The 14,445-nt window shown below is 63.8% G+C and carries 10 protein-coding genes and 1 pseudogene; 2 read left to right on the top strand and 9 right to left on the bottom strand.

The window, feature by feature from the left end:
• Positions 1-67: 67 nt before the first annotated feature.
• The 3 genes from ACQR0Z_RS06165 to ACQR0Z_RS06155 form a co-directional block, all read right to left on the bottom strand.
• Positions 68-1,300, bottom strand: coding sequence for a branched-chain amino acid ABC transporter substrate-binding protein (locus ACQR0Z_RS06165; RefSeq protein WP_434918043.1), 1,233 nt, complete (start codon positions 1,298-1,300; stop codon positions 68-70).
• Between the two features lie 231 nt (positions 1,301-1,531).
• The gene (locus ACQR0Z_RS06160; RefSeq protein WP_434918042.1) at positions 1,532-2,803 is read right to left on the bottom strand and encodes a serine hydrolase domain-containing protein; all 1,272 of its coding nucleotides are present in this window, start codon (positions 2,801-2,803) and stop codon (positions 1,532-1,534) included.
• Between the two features lie 102 nt (positions 2,804-2,905).
• Positions 2,906-4,126: an ABC transporter substrate-binding protein gene (locus tag ACQR0Z_RS06155; RefSeq protein WP_434918041.1), complete on the bottom strand. Its 1,221-nt coding sequence runs from the start codon at positions 4,124-4,126 to the stop codon at positions 2,906-2,908.
• A gap of 266 nt (positions 4,127-4,392) precedes the next feature.
• Between ACQR0Z_RS06155 and ACQR0Z_RS06150 the strand changes: the two genes are divergently transcribed.
• Positions 4,393-5,085: a TetR/AcrR family transcriptional regulator gene (locus tag ACQR0Z_RS06150; protein ID WP_434918040.1), complete on the top strand. Its 693-nt coding sequence runs from the start codon at positions 4,393-4,395 to the stop codon at positions 5,083-5,085.
• 46 nt (positions 5,086-5,131) lie between these two features.
• Positions 5,132-7,180 carry an acetoacetate--CoA ligase gene (locus tag ACQR0Z_RS06145; RefSeq protein WP_434918706.1) on the top strand — a complete coding sequence of 683 codons (2,049 nt, stop codon included), beginning with the start codon at positions 5,132-5,134 and terminating at the stop codon, positions 7,178-7,180.
• 331 nt (positions 7,181-7,511) lie between these two features.
• Here ACQR0Z_RS06145 and ACQR0Z_RS06140 read toward each other — a convergent pair whose 3' ends face one another.
• The 6 genes and pseudogenes from ACQR0Z_RS06140 to ACQR0Z_RS06115 form a co-directional block, all read right to left on the bottom strand.
• Positions 7,512-9,242 (bottom strand): chemotaxis protein, encoded by a 1,731-nt coding sequence (locus tag ACQR0Z_RS06140; protein ID WP_434918705.1) that lies wholly within the window; start codon positions 9,240-9,242, stop codon positions 7,512-7,514.
• Positions 9,243-9,249: 7 nt separating this feature from the next.
• Positions 9,250-10,344 (bottom strand): protein-glutamate methylesterase/protein-glutamine glutaminase, encoded by a 1,095-nt coding sequence (locus ACQR0Z_RS06135; protein WP_434860247.1) that lies wholly within the window; start codon positions 10,342-10,344, stop codon positions 9,250-9,252.
• 17 nt (positions 10,345-10,361) lie between these two features.
• Entirely contained in the window at positions 10,362-11,183 is an 822-nt protein-coding gene (locus tag ACQR0Z_RS06130; protein WP_434918039.1) for a CheR family methyltransferase, read from the bottom strand.
• A gap of 32 nt (positions 11,184-11,215) precedes the next feature.
• Complete coding sequence (locus ACQR0Z_RS06125; RefSeq protein ID WP_012046566.1) at positions 11,216-11,713, bottom strand: chemotaxis protein CheW; 498 nt, start codon at positions 11,711-11,713, stop codon at positions 11,216-11,218.
• A gap of 63 nt (positions 11,714-11,776) precedes the next feature.
• Positions 11,777-13,972 (bottom strand): HAMP domain-containing methyl-accepting chemotaxis protein, encoded by a 2,196-nt coding sequence (locus ACQR0Z_RS06120; protein WP_434918038.1) that lies wholly within the window; start codon positions 13,970-13,972, stop codon positions 11,777-11,779.
• Between the two features lie 56 nt (positions 13,973-14,028).
• Positions 14,029-14,445: pseudogene (locus ACQR0Z_RS06115) on the bottom strand (methyl-accepting chemotaxis protein); the annotation flags it as partial.

Genomic DNA, 14,445 nt, shown 5'->3' with positions numbered 1-14,445 from the left:
CAGTCCCGGTCAGATCGGCGAAAGGCCTCCCGCACGGTTGGGCCGTGCGGGAGGCCTGCGCGGATGGTTACGGCCGCGTCATCTTGCAGGTCGTCGACACCATGGCCTGGGGCGTATCGACCTTGGTGACCAGATGCCATCCCCAGCCGGTGTTCTCCTCGTCGAACGGCTCGTTCGCCGCGAGCTTGCCGAAGGACGAGACGTAGATCGGCTGGAAGAACTGGTGGTCGTCCTTGCGCATGAGGCCGGTGCCGCCGTCCAGCACCTCGAACTTGAGATCCTCGAGCGCCGCGGCGACCTTCACCGGATCGACGGAGTTGGCCTTCTCGGCCGCCGCCTTGAACATGCGCATCTCGTTGACCGCGCGCGGATACCACAGCGACAAATTGACCTTGGCGCGGAACGCCTTCTCGTAGTCCATCGCCGCCTGATTGCCGGAGTTGGCGAAGCCTTCCGTGAGCTGGAACACCTGATGATCCAGGCCGGTCTGCTTGATCGCCGTCGGACCGCCGGCGCCACCGGCGTAATACGTGTACCAGTTGACCTTCAGGCCGGCGTCAGCCGCGGCCTTGAGCAGCAGCGCGATGTCCTGGCCCCAATTTCCGGTGATGACGCTGTCGGCGCCGGACGCCTTGATCTTGGCAATGTAGGGCGAGAAGTCCGTGATCTTCAGCAGCGGATGCAGTTCATCACCGACGATCTGGACGTCGGCGCGCTTCGCGGCCAGCATCTTGCGCGCGTCACTGCGGACCGACTGGCCGAACGAATAGTCCTGGTTGATCAGATACACCTTCTTGATGGACGGGATGTCCTTCATGTAGTTGGTGAGCGCCTCCATCTTGATGTCGGAGCTCGCGTCCCAGCGGAAATGCCAGTAGCTGCACTTCTCGTTGGTCATGCTCGGATCGACGGCGGCATAGTTGAAATACAGCACTTCCTTGCCCGGATTGCGGGTGTTGTGCTTGGTGACGAAGTCCTCCAGCGCGAGCCCGACGGACGATCCGTTGCCCTGCGTGATATAGCGAACGCCGGCGTCGATCGCCTTCTGAGCCTGGACCAGACTCTCCTGCGGATTGGTCTTGTTGTCGAACGGCACGATCTCGACCTTGCGGCCGAGAATGCCGCCCTTGGCGTTGAGCTCCTCGGCCAGATATTGGAACGTCTTCAGGCCCCCCTCGCCGACGCTGGCGCCGCCGCCGGACAGCGGATCGATATAGCCGATCTTGATGCTGTCCTCGGCCTGCGCGGCATGGCCGAGCATGGGAGCGATCAGGGCAAGGGCGAAAGTTAACTTGCGCATATTTGTTTCCTCACTGGCTGTCGACTTCAGTCGATCGATCGATGCGCATGATCGCGCAATTTGAGAAGGCACTGAGCAGAATAACGGCCGGAACACAAGCTCAAGGATGGAGAGAAGGCATGTTACAGTTCCGACATGCACGGCAGCAGCGCTTCGCTGCTCGAACGTTTCATCGCGCGGAATGTACGCGGCCTGGCCAGCCTCCTCCCCGACAGGACGCGCGCGGCAAGGTCATGTCGTCTGTTCCGCCATGTCGGACAGCGCCGCATAAGTTCCACTTTGAAAGATCGGCAGAGCACGGCGGCCCGCAGCGCCGCGCCCGGTAGCAATCGTGGCCCCTATTCCGGCCGAGACCGGCACCTGATGCTGGATCAGATAGATCATGATCAGGTCGTTGACGGGATCGGCCTGCCACCACGTGCCGAAGAGGCCCGGCCAGGTCATCGATCCCGACGCGCCGCAGGCATAGGGATTGCCGACCGACGTCTCGACGATCGCAAGTCCGAGCCCGAACCCGCACGTCTGCCACAACGGCATGCCGGCGAAAGGGACCTGCCGCTGCGATGGCGTCAGACGGTTGGTCCGCATCAGGTCGACGGTTTCACGCCGCAGCAGCCTGACGCCGTTCAGCTCACCTCCTCCGAGCAGCATGCGCGCGAACCGATGATAGTCCGGCGCGGACGAGATCAAGCCGCCGCCGCCAGGCGTATAAGCGGGCGGCGCGTCATACATCACCGGCTCCAGCTTCGCGAGCCGGGCCGCCGTCTCGTCATAGCTGTAGAGGCTCGCGAGACGATCGCGCTTGTCGTGCGGCAACCAGAAATCGGTATCGGCCATACCGAGCGGGCCGAAGATGCGCTCTCGCAGCACCTCCCGGAACGGCTTGCCTTCGACCCGGCCGATCAGGAAGCCGAGCACGTCGGTCGAATGACCGTAATGGAAACGGTCGCCGGGCTGATACGCGAGCGGCAGCGTGCCAAGCGCGGCGAGCCATTCGTCCGGCGTTGACCGGTTCATCGCAGGATCGCCGAGCGCACACTCGTAGGCGAGCTTGAGCGGGCCTTCCGAAAAGAACGCGTAGGCGATCCCTGAGCGATGCGTCAGCAGATCCTCGATCGTGATCGCGCGGTCGGCGGGCACGGTGTCGTCGAGCGGGCCGGCGGCGTTACGCAGCACCCTGACATCGGCGAGCTCCGGAAGCCAGCGCGAGATCGGGTCCGGCAAGCCGATCCTGCCCTCCTCGACCAACATCATCGCCGCCACCGAGGTGATCGGCTTGGTCATCGACGCGATCCGGAACAGCGTGTCGGAGCGCATCGGGCTCCTGGTCTCGACATCGCGCCAGCCGATGGTTTCGGCGTGAACGACCTCGCCGCCCCGCGACGTCAGCGACACGATACCTGCGAGCTCGCCGCGATCGACGAACTCGGCAAGTGCCGGACCGATCGCAGCGAGCGCCGCGGGGTCGAAGCCCCGGCGGCGGCGAACGGCTTCACTGGTCATACGCGGCGCTCCGATGGCGGAAGTTCTGTGGGCAGACGTCGGCGCAGGACGGCCGGCGGCACGGCTCGCAACCGGCGCAATGCCGAGGCGAGACGAGATGACCTAGTCCGCCTTGAAGTCGTCGGTCAGGATCGGCCCCGAGATGACCCAGCGCTGGCCGTCGAATTTCATCATCTGAAATTGCTTGTTGATGCGGTAGTCATCGGACGTCGTCGTGATCGACATCCCCGGCAGCCCCAGATCCGGCACGAAGCCCTTGATGTTGGTCGCCTGCTTCATGATGTTGGCCCGCGTCAGCTCGTCGCCGCACTGCTTGAGGATTTGGACGAGCAGCGCCGCGGTCGAGTAGCCATAGGTCGCGTAACCGCTGTTGGCGTCCTCGCCCGGCGCGTACTTCGCCATGAACGTCTTGTAGCGCTTCATGCCCTCGTCGTCGGCCCATTGCGGGTCCAGCGGATCCTTCCCATAGGCGACCGAGATGATGTCCTTGGCGTTCTCCAAGCCGGCAGGGACCAGCACTTGACCGACCCCCGTCGCATTGACCTCGAGGATGTGCACCGGCTTCCAGCCGAGCTCGGCGGCTTTCCGGATCGATTGCGCTGCGAATTTTGGCGTCGACATGTTGTAGAACAGGTCGGCACCCGACGCCTTCAGCGTCACCAGCTGCGAGTCGACGGTCGGGTCGGACACCTCGTAGGAGAGTTCCTTGACGATCATGCCGGCCTTGGCGCCGAGCCCGTCCTTCAGCCCCTTGACGTAATCTTTGCCCAGATCGTCGTTCTGATAGAGGATGCCGATCTTGGCATTCGGAAAGTTCTCGAGAATGTATTTTGCGTAGATGTGCGCTTCCGACTGATAGTTCGGGTTGGCGGAGATGGTCCACGGGAAATTCTTGGGATCGGTGAAGCGGGACGCGCCGCTTCCGGCCAGCAGCTGCGGCACGCCCTTGCTGTTGAGATATTTCTGCACAGCGGCATTCGGCGGCGTGCCGATGATCTGGAACGTGGTGAGCACCTCGTCGCTTTCGACCAGCTTGCGCACCTGCTCGACCGTTTTCGGCGGGCTGTAGGCGTCATCGTATTGAATCAGGTTGATCTTGCGCCCGTTGACGCCGCCCTGCTCGTTGATCATCCGGATATAGGCCGCTTCCGCCCTGCCGATCGCGCCGAAGGTGGACGCTGGCCCGCTCGAGGGATTGGTCTGACCGATCTTGATCTCGGTATCGGTGGCGCCGACGTCGTATTTCTTCTGCGCAATCGCCGGAGTTGAAAGGGCCGCGCCAAGCATCAGCAGGGCGGCCGCCGTCGTCTTGATCCGTGTCATGTGTCCTCCCGAGTGCGGCCGATCGATCGCCAGCCTTTGTTGATGACGTCGGCGCACCGAGGGCCGCAGCTCGGGCTGCTCACCTGCTCGGAGATCACGTCCGTCACGCTTACAGACCTACCGTCCGGCCAACGTCCGGTCAAGTTCATTCATTTAGTGCTAAATGAAATTGTTGGAACGCCGAAGTCCCGCTTGACCGGGAGCGCCCGTCCCCGCATCGTCGAGACAGCAATGGCGCCGCGCGCCGATCAGGGATCAGGGAGAGCATGGCAGCACAGCCGAAGCCCGAGGGGCGCCGCACGCGCGCGGAACAGCGCGCGACGACGGTGAAGCTCATCCTCGACACCAGCGAGGAGCTGTTCGCGCAGCTCGGCTATTACGGCGTGACGATCAAGGACGTCGCCGACAAGATGGGCATCCATCCCGCGCTGATCCATTATTACTTCGAGGGCAAGAGAGCGTTGTTCGATGCCGTGTTCGAGCGCCGCATGGAATACGCGGTCACGGTGCGCACGGCCGGCTTGGATGCCTACGAGGCCAAGGTCGGAGATCGCCCGACCGTGGAAGGCGCGTTGCGCGCCTATTATGACGGTGCGTTCGACGTCTACGTCAACGAAGAGGACAACTGGCGGCACTTCGGCCGCATTTTCGCGCAGGTCGCCAACGCGCCGGGCTATGGCGTGGAGATGTTGGACGCCTATCTCGATCCGATGGTGCTGCGTCTCATCGGGCTGCTGCAGAAGGCGTTGCCCGACGCCGCGCCCGAGGACCTGTTCTGGAGCTTTCAGTTCACCTCCGGCGCCTATTCGCTGATCCTGTCACGGACCGGCCGCATCGACCGCCTGTCCGGCGGTCTGTGCAAGTCCGACGATTTCGTGGCCGTCCGCGAGCGGTTTGTGACCTTCATGGCCGGAGGCTTCAACGCGCTCTACAAGCGGCGCAAGCAGAAGTCGAAATGAGCGCTGCTCGGCGTCTCCGTACGATGCAAACAAGCCGGAATGAATGATGACAGCTCCCTACGTCCCGCAAATGGCTCTCTATCGGCGATGGCTGAGGGACAATCGCGGCCTCCATTTCGAAAACTTCGAGGAGATGCGGCAATGGTCCATCCGCGATCTCGATGGCTTCTGGCGCAGCATCTGGGACTATTTCGACCTGCAGTCGCCGACCGCGTTTTCATCCGTGCTGGCCAAGCGCACGATGCCGGGAGCCGTCTGGTTCCCCGGTGCTTCGGTCAACTACGCACGGCAGGTGTTCCGTCACGTCGACCCCGCCGAGGCCGCGGGCCTGCCCGCGATCATCAGCAGTGACGAGGATGGGACGCTCAGGGAAACAACCTGGCGGGAGCTGCGGCGAAAGGCAGCCGCGCTGGCGCTGCATCTGCGCGAGCAAGGCGTCGCGCCCGGCGACCGGGTCGCGGCCTATCTGCCCAACATTGCGGAAGCCATGATCGCGTTTCTCGCGGCGGCCAGCATCGGGGCGATCTGGAGCGTTTGCGCGCCGGACATGGCCGCGCCTGCCGTGATCGACCGGTTCAAGCAGATCGAGCCGAAGGTGCTGATCGCCTGCGATGCCGTAACTTACGCGGGGCGCCGGCATGATCGCCGCGACGTCGTCGAGGAGCTGCGCCGGTCGTTACCGACGGTCCGCCACGTCATCCTGCACAGTAACGACGCCGGCGCGCAAGCCGACGGGGACGTCTGTCTCGCAGATGTCCTGGCAAGAACAGGCCCGGCCATCGACGCCTTCGAGCCGGAATGGCTTGCCTTCGATCATCCGCTCTGGATCGTCTATTCGAGCGGCACCACGGGGCTGCCGAAGCCGATCGTGCATGGCCATGGCGGCATCATCATCGTCACGCTGGCCCTGCTCGGGCTGCACAACGACATCGGCTGCTCGTATCAGCCCAATTCGTTCGGCGAGCGCTATCACTGGTACAGCTCGACCGGCTGGATCATGTGGAATAACCAAGTCGGCGCGCTGCTCAACGGCACCACCTGCTGCATCTTCAACGGCAGTCCGGCGGGGCCGAAGGATAATCCGGACTGGACCACGCTGTGGCGCTTCGTCGCGAACTCCCGCTCGACCTTCTTCGGCGCCGGCGCGGCATTCTTCGCGAGCTGCGTCAAGGCGGACATCAACCTGGCGGACGCCGGCGATCTGTCGCATCTGCGCTGCCTCGGCTCCACCGGCTCGCCGCTCAGCGCCGATACGCAAGCCTGGTTCGACCAGCGCTTTGCAGCCCTCTCAAAGGTCAATGGCAGCCGGGCGCAAGCCGAGATGTGGTGGTCCAACATTTCCGGCGGCACCGACTTCGCCGGCGCCTTCATCTGTGGCCATCGCGAATTGCCGCAGATACCAGGAACGATGCAATGCCGCGCGCTCGGCGCGGCCGTCGAGGCCTTCAACGACCAGGGCGAGCCCGTCATCGGCGAGGTCGGAGAACTCGTCTGCACCGAGCCGATGCCGTCGATGCCGCTGCGGTTCTGGAACGACGCCGGGAACGCGCGCTATCTCTCGAGCTATTTCGACACGTACAAAACCGGCGACGGCACGCCGGTCTGGCGGCACGGCGACTGGCTCAAGGTCGATGCAGATGGCTCCTGCATCATCTATGGCCGCAGCGACGCCACCATCAATCGCCATGGCCTGCGGATGGGAACGAGCGAATTGTACTCGGCGATCGAGGCGCTCCCGGAGATCCTGGATTCGCTGGTCGTCGATCTCGAATATCTCGGCCGCGACAGCTATATGCCGCTGTTCGTCGTGCTGCGCGACAACGTCGCGCTCGACGATGCCATGAAGCGGAAGATCAACATGGCGGTCGAAGCCAGCCTGTCACGACGCTTCGTGCCCGACGAAATCTTTGCGGTGGCGGAGATCCCGCGCACGCTGTCGGGCAAGAAGCAGGAGCTCCCGATCAAGAAGCTGCTGCTCGGCCAACCGCTGGACAAGGTCATCAACCGCGATGCGATGGCCAATCCAGGTTGCCTCGACTGGTACATCGCGTTCGCCAGCGCTCGCTTGCACGGCACTTCAGGCGAGGCGCTCTGACGAACAACCCCGGAGGAAATGTGGGGCCCAGCAGTATGTCCTTGGAAGGCTTGGTGGGTGCACTAGGGCCCGAACCTAGGACCCGCTGATCAAGAGGCGCATGATCTGCCAGTAAGATCAATGTCTGTTCCGACAAACCTACCCTCAACTCTGCATTGAATCTCCAACAGACCTCAGGATCGTGTCATATTGAGTGATGATGCAGAATCCAGCGCGAGACTTCCGGCTACTGCCGCCTGACCAGCCCGGCTCTCGCCGCTGAATGCCGCGATCCGCCTGGGTGGCGACTTGGATCGTGCAACTGGAACGGTTCGACCTGCGCAACCTGGCGTCAGAACAGCAACACGCCATCGTCTGCTTCGACCTCATCGACGTCTTGCGGGGGCGCACTCGCAACGAGGCCGAAGCTGCTCAGGAACCTCCGGTGAACTTCGCGCTCCCGCTCCATCGTATAACGGCCAAGGGCATCGTCGAAGGCTGCCTGGTCGCTCGCCGTAGGCAAGGCGCCTTGCGCGCTCACACTGCTTGCGTTCAATTGCGCGGCAACACTGGACAATTTGGCCGTGCTTTCGTCGAGATGGGATATCAGCTGCCGAACCGATCCCATGAGCTCCTCGAATTCGGCGCCCTCGCGGATCAGGCGGTCGACTATCGTCCCGAGACGTGCATTTCCGGACTCGACCCCATTGATCGCATCGAGGATCGCCGGCTCCAGCCCGGCGAGTTGGGCAGGCTCGCCTTCGAGGCGAAGCGCCCGGAGCTCGAGCGCCAGGGTTTCGATGACTTCGAGGGCCGTCTTGAGCCGGCCGGCGCCAGCGGCAACCAAATCGGCCGTAGCCCTGAGTTCGTTTGCGATCACGACGAAAGCACTACCTCTGCTCCCAAGGTGACCCGCCTTGAGGCTCGCATTCATACCGATCAATGTAATATCGAGGACTGCCTCCAGCAGAGCTGCAACGGCGACGCGAAAGCGGCCCAGCAGCTCCTCGACCGTGAGGAGCGCGTCGTCGACCGACGTGCCCGCTCGTTCGCAGGTGGCAATGAGGGTCGAGGCCTGCGCCAGCACCTGTTTGGTACGGGCAAGAACGGATACGGCATCATCGCCCTGATCACCATAGAGCGACCTGCCTTGGCCAATCACGCCGGTCGCATCGCTCAGAATGCTCGACAGCGCGTGCAAGATCGCCGCGGTATCGTTCTGCAGCTCGCGCTTCGCATCATCCAGCTGCATCGATTGCAGACGGCACAGAAGGGTTGGCAGTGTCGCCAGGTCGTGACGCGATTCTGGATCCGTAACTCCTCGTTCACGGCCGGCAAGTTCGAGTCCCCAACGGATGTGCTCCAGCCGTTGCCGCGTGCTGTCTCCGGCCTGCAGCGAGATGATCGAACGAGCGACGGCCTGGGCGATCTTCTGCGTACTCCCGCCTGCCGACTCCGCAAGCTTAAGGCTGTTGCCACGCCGCTCGTGCATGACGGAGTAAGCGGCGATCAGCTCTTTCCCGGTCGCGAGAAGCTGGGTGCGGTAGCGCTGGTCGAAATCACTCTGCCGATCGAGAGCGGCCTCGACCGCCTTTGCGAGCAGGGCTTGATCCCGCGCGCAGGCGTCGAGCAATTGCTTTACCGAGCCCGCGATCTCATGCGCCTGCCGCGTAAAGGCAAGGAAGTTGTCCCGGTCTCCCTCCAGCGATGCGGCCTCGATGCGCGCGCTCCGCGCGATGATCGAGATAGTCTGGACATGCTTGAACAGAGTCCTGAGTTGGCCCGCCGCCTCGGCCGCGCTTTGCCGGAGGCGGCCGAGCAGCGCCGTCTCAGCTGGCAACGCCTGCGCGAGACGATCGAGTCGGTTGGCGATGTCACGAACGGCACTCGACGCCTGCTCGATCTCGGTGCCGGACATTCCGCTGGCCAGCGCCGCCAGATCGTGATTCAGCTCCTGAAAGATCGCTTGTCCGCGGCCGAGCCGCTGTCCCGCCTGCAAGAAGGTTTCTTCGATGTACGACGACACGTCATAGATCGCGGCGAGGGACGTTCTGATCGCTTCCCGTGGGCAAGTTTCGGCCATCACGGACCTAATCCGCCAGGAGCGGCTGTCCCGCCTGAGACCAGAGCATGATCTCGCGCGGGATCTGGTTCAACGAGACCACTTTCTCGACGGCGCCGCGGGCGATCGCCTCCTTAGGCATACCGAACACGACGCAGCTTTCCTCATCCTGCGCCCGCGTCGCCGCGCCCAGCTTGCGCATCTCCAGAAGTCCCCGCGCCCCATCGTCACCCATGCCTGTCATGATGATGCCCAGTGCGTTACTGCCGGCATGTTGCGCGGCTGAGCGGAACAGCACGTCGGCCGATGGACGATGCCGCGACACCGGCGGACCGTCCTTGATCGCAATGACATAGCGGGCCCCCACGCGCTGCAGCAGCATGTGACGAGCACCCGGCGCGATATAGGCACACCCCTGTTGGACCGGCTCGCCATCTTCGGCCTCCTTGACCTGGATCCGGCAGATGCCGTTCAGCCGCCGCGCAAACGCGGCCGTGAAACCCGGCGGCATGTGCTGCACGATCAAGACGCCGGGGCAATTCGGCGGCAGTACCTCGAGCACCTCATTCAGCGCCTCTGTCCCTCCGGTCGAGACGCCGATGCAGACGATGCGTTCCGTCTTCCGATGCCCGCGTCCCTCGATGGGCGGCGGGATGATGGCATCCGCCGTCAGCCTCTTCTCGACCACGGTCTTTCGCTGCGGCCGCCATCGCACCTTCGCGCCGGCTGCCGACTTGACCGCATCGCGCAGCCGGGTCGAGCATTCGAGCAATGCCTGACGCGTGTCGATGCGCGGCTTGGGAATGATGTCGACCGCGCCGGCCTCGAATGCCTCGAACATCAGTTCCGAGCCTTCGTCGGTCAGCGACGAGCAGATGATGACGGGAATCGGATGCTGCGCCATGATCTTGCGAAGGAACGTGATGCCGTCCATGCGCGGCATGTTGATGTCGAGCAGGATCACGTCGGGCAATTGAGCCTCCAGGCGCCGCGCGGCCGCATACGGGTCGGAGGCCGTAGCCATGATCTCGATCTCGGGATCCTCTCCGAGGATCGCCGTCAGAATCTGGCGGACCGACGCCGAGTCGTCCACGATCAGCACGCGAACCTTCTGCCTTGCCATCGTGCCGCGTTCCGCTGCTAGACTTTGAAGATCGTCGGCTGCACCTGCTTCAAGCCGGGTACAACGCTGTGAATCATCGATTCGGAGTGTCCAACCATGAGATAGCCACCCGGCCGGAGGTGGGTGCACAGACGCTCGATGACCTTCCGCTGCGTTTCGCGCTCGAAATAGATCAGCACGTTGCGGCAAAAAATCATGTCGACGTCGCGGTCGACCGGGTAGCTGGGCTCCATGAGATTCATGCGCATGAACCCGGTCAGGCGGCGCAACTCGGGCACGACACGCACCTGATCGCTCTCGCGGTTTCGCGACATCATGAAGTAGCGCCTGATGAAATCCGGCGGCACCGGTGCCAGCACGTCGGTCGTATAGATCGCGGTCCTCGCTGCATGCAGCACGACGTTGGAGATGTCGGTGCCCAGGATCCGGAAGCCGAATCGCGATCCTCTCCGGTTCATGTCGTCGAGCACCATGGCGGCGGTGTACGCCTCCATGCCGGTGGAGCAGGCCGAGCTCCAGATCTTCAGATCGGCGCGACCGCGAGAATTCAGGAGCTCCGGAACGGCGACATCGCGCATGAAATCGAAATGTGACGGCTCTCGAAAGAAATCCGTCTTGTTGGTGGTCACGACATCGATGAGATGCGCGATCTCGTCCTCGAACTGGCCGTCATGAAACAGATTGTCGACATATTCGTTCAGACAGGAGTAGTTCAGCGCGCGAACACGCTTGTGCAGCCGCCCCTCGACCATCAGCCGCTTGGCCGCCGGCAGCTTGATTCCGACCTGTCCCTCGATCAGCTTTGAGATGGTTTTGAAATGACGTTCTGAAAGATGCAACGCACTCTCCGGCACAGCCGAGCTCCGGACGCTCAAGCCGCAGCAGCGGCGGCCGGCGCCGCCGCTGCGGACGGCATCCCCGAAGGCATCCCCTCATGGGCCATCAGACGGATGAGATCGAAAATGATGACGAACTTTTCGCCTTTGCGTCCGATGCCCGCGATGTAGTCGGACTTCCAGCGTCCGCCCACATCGGGCACCGCTTCCATCGTGCGATCGTCGATATCGGTGACTTCATAGACGCAATCCGCGACAAACCCGACGCCGACGATGCGGTTCTCGAACGCCACATCGAGAATGATGATCCGCGTGGCATCGGTGGCGGGCGCGCTGGGCAAGTCGAGCTTCAGGCGCAGATCGACGATGGGATAGCCGCTGCCGCGCACGTCGATCATCCCGAGCAGGAATGCGGGCGCATGCGGCAGACGGCAGATCGGCCGCATGTCCAGGATTTCGCGGACGTTGCGAATGCTGATGCCGAATGTCTCGCCGTCGAGACCGAGCGTCAGATATTGCGTCGATTCGGCCATGTCGTTCTTTCCGAGCAGTAAGGGTTCGTCGTCCGGCGCGGCCGTCCCGCGGCCGCCCGCGTGTCACGCCCTGCGTTGAAATTCGGCGTCGTGGTGGTCTCCGCCATCGGCCAGATCGAAGGCGAAGCCTCCGGAGGCAGCCTTGACGGCGCGCGCCGGCTTGGCCGCGACCGCCTTTCTGCCGACCCGGTCCACGGCCGCCATCGTCGCGGCCTTGGCCTTGAGCTGGCTGACGGCCCGCTCGATCGGCGCCGGCGCGCTGCCATGCGCCCTGGCTCCGTCATCGATCCTGAAATAGGCGATGGTGGACTGCAGCTGCTCGGCCTGCGAGGCGAGCTCCTCCGAGGTCGAGGACACCTGCTCGGATGCACTCGCATTCTGCTGCCCGACCTTGTCGAGCTGCTGAATGGCCTGGTTGATCTGGGCCGATCCGATGTCCTGCTCACGGCACGCGGCCGTGATCTCCACCACCAGCTCCGCCGTCTTCTTGATGTCCGGCACCAGCTTGGACAGCATCCCGCCGGCCTCGCGGGCGACCTTCACCGACTCCGAGGACAGCGTGCCGATCTCGGCTGCCGCCGCCTGGCTGCGCTCGGCGAGCTTGCGCACCTCGGAGGCGACCACCGCAAAGCCCTTGCCGTGCTCGCCGGCCCGCGCGGCCTCGACCGCCGCGTTCAGCGCCAGCAGGTCGGTCTGGCGGGCGATCTCCTGCACGATCGTGATCTTCTCGGCGATCGTCTGCATCGCCTCCACCGCGCGGCCCACCGCTGCGCCGCTCATTTCCGCGTCCTTGGCCGATTGCGCCGCGATCTTCTCGGTCTGGCTGGCGTTCTCGGCGTTCTGCTTCACGTTCGCCGCCATCTCCTCCATCGACGAGGAGGCCTCCTCTGCCGACGAGGCCTGTTCGGTCGCACCCTGCGACAGCTGCTCGGCACTCGCCGACAGCTCCTGGCTGCCCGCCGACACGTTGTGCGCGGCCGTCAGGGCCTCGGCGACGATCTGCCGGAGCTTGTCCACCATGTGCTCGAGCGCGATGCCGAGCTTGTCCTTGTCGGAGGCGCGCCTGGTCTCGACGGTGAGATTTCCGTGCGCGATCTCGTCGGCGATGCCTGCCATCACGTTGAGGTTCTGCGTCATGGCATTGAGCGATTTGACCAGATCGCCGATCTCGTCGTCGCTACGTACCTCGATCGTCTGGCTCAGGTCGCCGATGGCCACGGCGTCGGCAAGGCCGACGGCGCGAGCCAGCGCCCTGCTGATGCTGAGTGCGATCCAGGTCGCCGAGACGACAGCGATCACCAGCGCGCCGATGATGATGCTGACCATCAGCGTCTTGGCGAAGCTTGCCCCGCGCGCTCCGTCTTCGGCAACCTCGGCCATCTGTCGTTCGTTCTGCTGAACGTATTGCTCGATCATATCGAGGCTATCGTTGAACGCCTTGCGGCCATCCCCGTTGGCGATCGCTATCGCTTTGACGTTGCCGGCTTCCGCAGCAAAGTTGGCAGCCTTCTCGACGGCCTTGCTCAACCGCTCGAGCTCCCCCTTGATCGCGCCGCTGGAAGGCCCGGCCTGCTCGCCGGCGATCTTCACCAGATCCGCCTTGACGGCGGCGAGCCTTTGCTGGGCCTCTTTCAAGTCAGCGTCGATATCCTGGACGTTCGCACTCGTATAGGCGGAGATGATGGCGCGCGACAGCCGCGCGGCATCGAGCCTTGCGGTCAACAGCGCCGTGACCATGCGCTGGCTGTCGGACGCATCCTTGTTCAGCTCACCAACGATCGAATCGAGTGTCGCGTCGAGCTCGCGCGTCGCCGGCTGCCCCTCGCCGCGCCATACCTCGGCGGCCTTGTTGTTCGAATTGAGGAGCGCGAATTTGCTGGCCTGATCCTCGAGTTCGTTCATGCGCTTGATGGAGCTGGTGGCCTGGTCGAGGATGCGCCGGCCGGACTCGCTCGCGCGGCCATAGAGCTCGTCGCGCAGCTTAAGCACCTTGTCGCGGCGCGCCGTCATCGTGTTGTAGTAGTCCTGGATATCCTTGTCCGTGATCGCGTTGATCATACGGGTCTCGGACCGCTGCTGGCCCTGGATGCCGTTCATGAGATCGCCCGCCATCTTGAGGCGGCCGGCCTGTGCGACCGTGCGCTGCTCCGCCTCACTCAGCGAGGAGAGGTTCATGTAGGCGATGCCGCCCATGATCATCGAGAGCGTAACGACGACACCGAAAGCGCCGGCCAGCTTGGCCTTGATCGTGAATCTCATGTCCAGACTTCCAATTTCCATTGCAGGAGGCCGTCCGAAGACGACCCCGCGTGCCACTAACGTTGAAATTCGCGGTCGCGGGCATCGCTCGCCTCGCTCATGTCGAAGGCGAAGCCGCCGCCGATCGAGGCCATGACGCCGCGCCCAGTCATGGGCCTTGCAACCGGCTTCCGCGGCGCATTATGGGCGTCCCGGTTTGCGGCGGCCATGCTGGCGGCCTTGGCCCTCAGCTGGCCAACAGCGCGATCAATCGTGGGGACCGCCGGCGCAGCAATGCCAGCGTCGGAGGACCGATCGATGCGGAAGAAGGCGATGGTCGACTGCAACTGCTCGGCCTGCGAGGCGAGTTCCTCCGAGGTCGAGGATACCTGCTCGGATGCACTCGCATTCTGCTGACCGACCTTGTCGAGCTGCTGAATGGCCTGGTTGATCTGGGCCGACCCGATGTCCTGTTCGCGGCACGCGGCCGTGAT

The sequence above is a fragment of the Bradyrhizobium sp. HKCCYLS3077 genome (assembly GCF_051167555.1).
Lineage (GTDB): Bacteria > Pseudomonadota > Alphaproteobacteria > Rhizobiales > Xanthobacteraceae > Bradyrhizobium.
This window is presented reverse-complemented; position numbering and strand designations above follow the sequence as displayed.

Excerpts from the sequence above, each read along its gene's own strand:
- ACQR0Z_RS06160 (WP_434918042.1), bottom strand. The coding sequence starts at position 2,803 with ATGACCAGTGAAGCCGTTCGCCGCCGCCGGGGCTTCGACCCCGCGGCG.
- ACQR0Z_RS06155 (WP_434918041.1), bottom strand. The coding sequence starts at position 4,126 with ATGACACGGATCAAGACGACGGCGGCCGCCCTGCTGATGCTTGGCGCG.
- ACQR0Z_RS06125 (WP_012046566.1), bottom strand. The coding sequence starts at position 11,713 with ATGGCCGAATCGACGCAATATCTGACGCTCGGTCTCGACGGCGAGACA.
- ACQR0Z_RS06120 (WP_434918038.1), bottom strand. The coding sequence starts at position 13,972 with ATGAGATTCACGATCAAGGCCAAGCTGGCCGGCGCTTTCGGTGTCGTC.
- ACQR0Z_RS06135 (WP_434860247.1), bottom strand. The coding sequence starts at position 10,344 with ATGGCAAGGCAGAAGGTTCGCGTGCTGATCGTGGACGACTCGGCGTCG.
- ACQR0Z_RS06150 (WP_434918040.1), top strand. The coding sequence starts at position 4,393 with ATGGCAGCACAGCCGAAGCCCGAGGGGCGCCGCACGCGCGCGGAACAG.
- ACQR0Z_RS06140 (WP_434918705.1), bottom strand. The coding sequence starts at position 9,242 with ATGGCCGAAACTTGCCCACGGGAAGCGATCAGAACGTCCCTCGCCGCG.
- ACQR0Z_RS06145 (WP_434918706.1), top strand. The coding sequence starts at position 5,132 with ATGACAGCTCCCTACGTCCCGCAAATGGCTCTCTATCGGCGATGGCTG.
- ACQR0Z_RS06165 (WP_434918043.1), bottom strand. The coding sequence starts at position 1,300 with ATGCGCAAGTTAACTTTCGCCCTTGCCCTGATCGCTCCCATGCTCGGC.